This is a genomic window from Sulfitobacter sp. M05 (assembly GCF_029285175.1).
GTDB lineage: Bacteria > Pseudomonadota > Alphaproteobacteria > Rhodobacterales > Rhodobacteraceae > Sulfitobacter.
This window is the reverse complement of the sequence record NZ_JABEDH010000014.1, coordinates 1-5704: the sequence shown is the minus strand read 5'-3', so window position 1 is coordinate 5704 and position 5704 is coordinate 1. Positions and strand designations below refer to the sequence as shown.

Below are 5704 nucleotides of genomic sequence, written 5' to 3'. Positions count from 1 at the left end.
AATATATCAACGGCTTCTACAATCCGCGCCGACGGCATTCAGCACTGGGTTGGAAAAGCCCCGTCGCCTTCGAACGGAAAGTGGCCTAAACGAGCACTTGGGGCGGCACAAAAGCGCGACAGGTCCAATCTGTCGATTTTTCGTCGAGGTCAACTCGTCTTTTCTGAAGCATTTCACTCGGGTCTGAACATTATTCGAGGCGAGAACAGCTCCGGCAAATCCACAATTATGGATTTCATTTTCTACGGTCTGGGTGGTGACCTTCTGGAGCACCAATGGCGGGAGTCAGCGCTTCTGTGTGACACCATTACGATGGGTGTCAAACTAAACGGGAAAGACGTCACTCTGCAGAGGGACGTCGAACAAAAGTCCTCACAACCCATGCGCATCTTTTTTGGCCCAAGCTCTGAGGCACTGAAGAGCAGCGGGGCTGGCTGGGAGCGATACTCCTTTCGGCGTAGCCAGTCTGAAAGCTTCTCTCAAGTGATGTTCCGGCTGCTCGGTCTACCCGAAGTGCAATATGGCGAAGCCAACACGAAGATCACGATGAACCAAATCCTGCGTCTTCTCTACTCGGACCAGCTTAGCTCGGTCGAAAAGCTGTTTCGTGGCCAGCCGTTTGACGATGCGATTACACGGCAGACTGTCGGACATCTTCTCCTCGGTGCCTTTAGTGACGATTATTATACAGCTAGGTTGAACCTGAAGACCTATGAGGCTGATATGAAGGATGTCGTTTCGAGGATTTCGACACTGATCAGACTTCACGGGCGCGACGGCCATCCTTTGACCGAGGATTGGATTGATCAGGAGTACTTGCGCCTTCAAAAAGGACTGGAAGATCTGAACAGCCAGATCGAAGAAACGGAGGAAAAGGTCTTTTCAGCACAATTTGAAGATCGGCTTTCGTTGAACGATCAAGAAACAACCTATGCGAGAGTAAAGGAGCTCCAATCACAGATCGGCAAGTTGAAGGAGGAATTGGATTTCCTTGAGCTGGAGGCTTCGGACTCTGCGGAATTCATTGCCTCTCTGACCAAGAAGCTTGATGCCTTACATGAATCTAAGTTGGTCGTTGACGAGTTGAATGCGCTGAAATTTGATTTCTGTCCGGCGTGTTTTGCTCCTGTCCAGGGCACTGAGGTTGAAGGCGCTTGCACACTTTGCAAACAAGCTTCTGATGAAAGCCAGGTTAAGGAACGGGCCCTGCGTTTGATCAATGAATATGCTCGGCAGAAGCAAAACTCGATTGATCTTCAAGCCGGTAGGCAGCGTCAGGTTTCCGACTTGAAGGCGAAGTTGACAAAGGTCACAGAGCTATGGGAGCAAGCAGGCCGTCACTATACGGTCTCCCTTCGCAGCCCAACAACAGAGCTCCGAACAAGACTGCGATCTCTGAATCGTGAAGCGGGCTATGCTCAGCGTAAGCTCGAAGAGTTGGCGACTCGCAAATCTGCAGTCGCTGAATTGAAAGAAGCCCAGAACCAGCGAGACGACCTACAACGTAAGATCGATGATGTTCGATCCGTGATCGAGACCGCTGAAAAGCGCGATCGTGATCAGATTTCGAAAGCAAGAAGGTCGATTGAACTTGAAGTCCTCGACTTTCTAAGACGCGACCTTGAGCGTCAGTCGACATTCAAGAACGCTGACAAGGTCGACTTTGATTTCGACGGTGACCGAATAAGTGTTAATGGTGAGTCGTTTTTCTCCGCAAGTTCTATGGTTTATCTTCGCAATAGCTTTATTGCCTCGTTTGCTGTTGCTGCGGCCAACCAAACATCATTCTCCCATCCGCGCTTTCTGTTGATGGATACAGTGGAAGATAAGGGTATGGAGCCGGAGAGGAGCAGGAACTTCCAAAGACTACTTCATGAAAAATCAAAGGCGGCAAAATCATCAAACCAGATTATCATCGCTACCTCGATGATTGCCCCAGAATTAGACAAGCCTGAAATCACTGTCGGTGACTTCTATACTCACCAAAATCGCACCTTGCGAATAACTAGCGCTTAGGGTTGGGCTACCAATGTCCCAAACAGAGCTGTCTCGTATGACTTGGGCACCTGAACCCTGGAGCGTACGAACATTTAACTGGCATCTACTGAGAGGGTTTGGCCAAAGTTTGCCAGCATCCATCACTATGAGTGCGCCGTTTGTGGGTTACATGATTTTGTACCATGCACAGATCGAGACCTATTTGGGCGGGCTCGGTGGATTGCTGGAGCAGCAAGTTGCTCCAGGCCTATGTGCCCCTTGGTTCGAGTTTTCGACGCGGTTGAACATCGTCTATATCGGCTTGCTGCTACTTGGTGTTGGTACCATCATTTATCGCGTTTTCGCGCCCGCAATAGTTAAACGAGCGATCGATATTAATGAGTATGTCATCGAAACGCTAGACAACGTGTCAGCAAGAAACCTCAGGTCAATGTATGCAACCATAGCATCAAGAAGGCCACAGGTAGCTTCCTCGTTTGATCAAAGGGCACCATGGCTGAACAGAGACAAGAGTCTCAAGGCAGCATCAGATGCTCTCAAGAAGGACGACGACAATCAGATCAAGATTGATGTACTTCGGAGCTTTTACAACGTGCAAGACAGGCACACATCGAGGGGTATGGTTTATACGGTCTTGGCATTTTATGTGGCCGGGTTCTCTCTATTGTCGGCCCCGGGTGTCGCTTTCACTGGTCGCGTTCTATGCGTTGTCGGGCATGACTTAGGTTTGGTTGGAGAATGAGCCCACAACACGCATACCTCCCGGTTTGACGTGCGTCCCGAGGATGCTCTGATGTCCGCTTTGAAGCTGACGCATAATCCTATTGCACACGCAGCGAAAGTCCGGAATCCGCCCATCTTCAAAGCAGTCACTTTCGCCGATACTGCAACAGCCTCTTCTTTGACCAGTCAGGTATCAGCTGTGCGATCTCATCTGTTGGTCTGATTTTGCTGTAGTACGCGTCGATCATCTTGGATGACGTGCCAACGTTACGACCCAGCAGATGATGCCCAACACCTTCGCGGATTTGCTGAGTGATGTAGAAGTGGCGGAAGCTGAAGCTGTCCCTGAGTTTTCCATTGCGGGCCACACGTAGATCGGCTGCGATCAGTAGTTTGGCCAAACCAATTTTGAAACTGCGAATGCGCTTGCCTTCGTGGTTGAAGAATACGGGATCACTGTCTTCTGGCATCCTTCCGGTGGCCACATAGAACAGTGATTTTAGCAGATTTATGAACGTGAGGGTCTCTGGCATCGCTGCCATCTCACGTTCTTTTCCCTTACCCCGCACCTGCATCACGGTGACATCGCAGAGTTCACCGTTCTCCGCGTGGATTTTCCTCGCTTCGATGTCGCCCCAGCTGAGATTGAACAGTTCGGTGGGCCGCATGCCAGTAAACGCTGCGATCATGCAAAAGCAGTGCAAACGAAGCCGATCCTGGTACGTTTTCTGGTTCTTGCCCGTTGGATCGTCTTGGGAAAATTCATACTCACGCACGCGATCTTCGGAGACGGATTTCAAATGCATGAACTCCTCCCACGTGAACCCAGGCCTACTGTTGTCTTTGCGTCGTTTGTCTTTGGGCGCATGGATCTCGGGGATTTCAATGACGTAGCCACGGCGTTGGCCGAACTCGAACAGCTGACGCAGCAGCAGGCTTTCCTTGTGCAGGGTCGATTTCGACGGGTAACCCTCTTTAACAGGGCGGAATATCTTGGTTTTCTGACCTTTAATGATGCGGGAGTACTCGATCAGCGGGTTCTTTGATCCTGGTCCGGTGATCCAGTATTCTTTGCGAAAATCCCAATACTCATCAATGTCATCTGCTTTCAGCGCACTCATCAGCTTGCCTTTGAAGTGCTCCACAAAGTAGCGGCGGACGATCATCGGGTATTGTTTGGCGTGATACCCTGCTTTCTCCCCGCGTTGGACAGCCAGTTCGATGCCCGCGATAAACTCTTCTGCGATCTTCTCGAAGTGCTTTTTGTTTACGGACAATCCCACTTCGGCCAGTGCACATGCTTTGATCCATTTGGATTGAGCGCGGCGTTCCGCCTCAATGGGGTCTGAGGTGCCCAAAGACAGCCGCTGCTGCCCCTGGCCCTTGATTGAGTACTGCACGTAGTAGCGCCCATTGGGTGGGCGTTGATAGAGCGTGTAACCTTCTGAAACTGGGTCCATTTTGATCTGCCTGAGGTTGATGTCGCCTTTGGCATAAAGCCAGCGCATCATCTGGGCGAGTTCAAGAAGTGGTTCTTGCGGGCTTAGCCTACGGATCACAGTCGACCCAAAGTTCATGCGCAAAAACAATATCTTCGCCAAACTTGAGGAGTGGGTCAGACCCAACGTGTCAACAAAGGAGACACGCAATGGAACAATCCAAAATCAACCGCTGGGTCGAAGTGAGTTTTCAACGCGACCTGGTTCATGGCGACAAAAATGTTGAGGTGCCCATTGGCCAGCAGCATCGTCATCGCGTTACGTTTTCCGTACGGGTGAACGTGCATCATGCGGATCGTGAAATCGAGTATTTTGCCCTTCGCAAGTTCTGCATGGAGCTTTGGTCCGGCGATACGCACCAAGTTGGCGATGCCAGCTTGGAGGCAATTGCTGAGAGCATGTTGGGCCAACTGGTGGCTGAGTATCCAAACCGTAACTGGGAACTGCGTGTTTTGGAAGATGCCGAGAATGGCGCGGTGATCCAATACGCAGATGCCGCCTAAGACCCAATAGGAAAGCCGCTGGCGCGAACCAGCGGCTTTCACAGCAACATATGGCTGGATTACCCTTTTGGCTTGCCAGCGGGCTTCTTTGGCTTCGATTTTACCATCTGCTCCAGCGCATCATCCAGCTCTCCGGCCAAAACTGCTGAACGTACAGTTTGCAGCACCTCAACCAAATTGGTGATCTCGCCAACCTCAATGCTGTTCTTGTCTTCCAACAGAGGCAGTTCTTTCGCACCATCCCGCAGGGTCAGCATCCAAGCGCCGGTGTGATGTTGCCACCACCATTTACGCACCGCGCGTTGTTCGGTGATTTGTTTGCGTTCGCCGTCCTCACCGCGCACCCATTTGCGGATGTCTTCGAGGAATTCTTCATCACGCAGTTCAGCTTCGGCGGCTTCGATTTGGGTTTCCAGCTTGCGCAGGAGGTTCAGACGCTTCTTTGCCACCGGCGAAACAGGTGTTTTCTGAGAGCTCACTGTGAGTGAAAGTTGGGAAAGATGTTGCATGGCATGGGCCTTCTTATGTGGAACATGCCGGGATCAGTTAATGCCACCTGGATCAGAGAGCGACTGGTTTATGCATCTTCCAGCACCTGCAAGTCATCCATCACCTCGACAAAGGTCATCTCCACGTTGATCCGTGCCACCAATTCTTCCAGCTGATCATACGCTTGGTTTAGATTGGCGGCATAAGGTTGCCGGAAATGCGGGTTTCCGACGAATGTGGCCATGATGGTTTTGGTCACACTCATCAGTGTTTCCAACACGCGCCGACTTGGTTGGCGGTTCCGCGTGACCATGCATGAATAATAGGATGGCCCCATTCCCAGAATTCTGCGTGAAAATGCCTGCTGGGAGCGTGTCAGGTTGTTTTGTCGATATAGTTGGAACGCATCTCGCAGGATGTTGTCGCCTGCGTATTCATTGTATCTCATGGATTATTTCCTTTGCTGCTCAGCTATTTATCCGCGCAGCAACG

At 51.1% G+C, this 5704-nt stretch carries 6 protein-coding genes; 3 read left to right on the top strand and 3 right to left on the bottom strand.

Features of this window, described 5'->3' with window-relative positions:
• The first annotated feature begins 129 nt into the window (after nt 1-129).
• A complete protein-coding gene (locus tag HKX44_RS19965) occupies nt 130-2016 on the top strand; it encodes an AAA family ATPase (RefSeq protein ID WP_346348199.1) in 1887 nt (628 codons plus the stop codon).
• Nucleotides 2017-2143: 127 nt separating this feature from the next.
• On the top strand, nt 2144-2740 hold the full coding sequence (locus HKX44_RS19960) for a hypothetical protein (RefSeq protein ID WP_276153116.1): 597 nt from the start codon (nt 2144-2146) through the stop codon (nt 2738-2740).
• Nucleotides 2741-2867: 127 nt separating this feature from the next.
• Here the strand turns inward: HKX44_RS19960 and HKX44_RS19955 are convergent, their stop codons facing one another.
• On the bottom strand, nt 2868-4370 hold the full coding sequence (locus HKX44_RS19955; protein WP_276153743.1) for a tyrosine-type recombinase/integrase: 1503 nt from the start codon (nt 4368-4370) through the stop codon (nt 2868-2870).
• Here HKX44_RS19955 and HKX44_RS19950 point away from each other — a divergent pair.
• Nucleotides 4370-4723, top strand: coding sequence for a hypothetical protein (locus tag HKX44_RS19950; protein WP_276153114.1), 354 nt, complete (start codon nt 4370-4372; stop codon nt 4721-4723). The two genes, HKX44_RS19955 and HKX44_RS19950, sit on opposite strands and share 1 nt — an antisense overlap.
• A gap of 59 nt (nt 4724-4782) precedes the next feature.
• On the opposite strand, the gene HKX44_RS19945 is transcribed toward HKX44_RS19950, so the two are convergent.
• On the bottom strand, nt 4783-5232 hold the full coding sequence (locus tag HKX44_RS19945) for a DUF6641 family protein (protein ID WP_276153264.1): 450 nt from the start codon (nt 5230-5232) through the stop codon (nt 4783-4785).
• Nucleotides 5233-5300: 68 nt separating this feature from the next.
• On the bottom strand, nt 5301-5660 hold the full coding sequence (locus HKX44_RS20025; protein ID WP_346348198.1) for a DUF6626 family protein: 360 nt from the start codon (nt 5658-5660) through the stop codon (nt 5301-5303).
• Between the last annotated feature and the right edge of the window lie 44 nt (nt 5661-5704).

Bases quoted from the DNA above. Each gene is read 5' to 3' on its own strand.
- HKX44_RS19960 (WP_276153116.1), top strand. From the start codon at position 2,144: ATGAGTGCGCCGTTTGTGGGTTACATGATTTTGTACCATGCACAGATC.
- HKX44_RS19950 (WP_276153114.1), top strand. From the start codon at position 4,370: ATGGAACAATCCAAAATCAACCGCTGGGTCGAAGTGAGTTTTCAACGC.
- HKX44_RS19945 (WP_276153264.1), bottom strand. From the start codon at position 5,232: ATGCAACATCTTTCCCAACTTTCACTCACAGTGAGCTCTCAGAAAACA.
- HKX44_RS20025 (WP_346348198.1), bottom strand. From the start codon at position 5,660: ATGAGATACAATGAATACGCAGGCGACAACATCCTGCGAGATGCGTTC.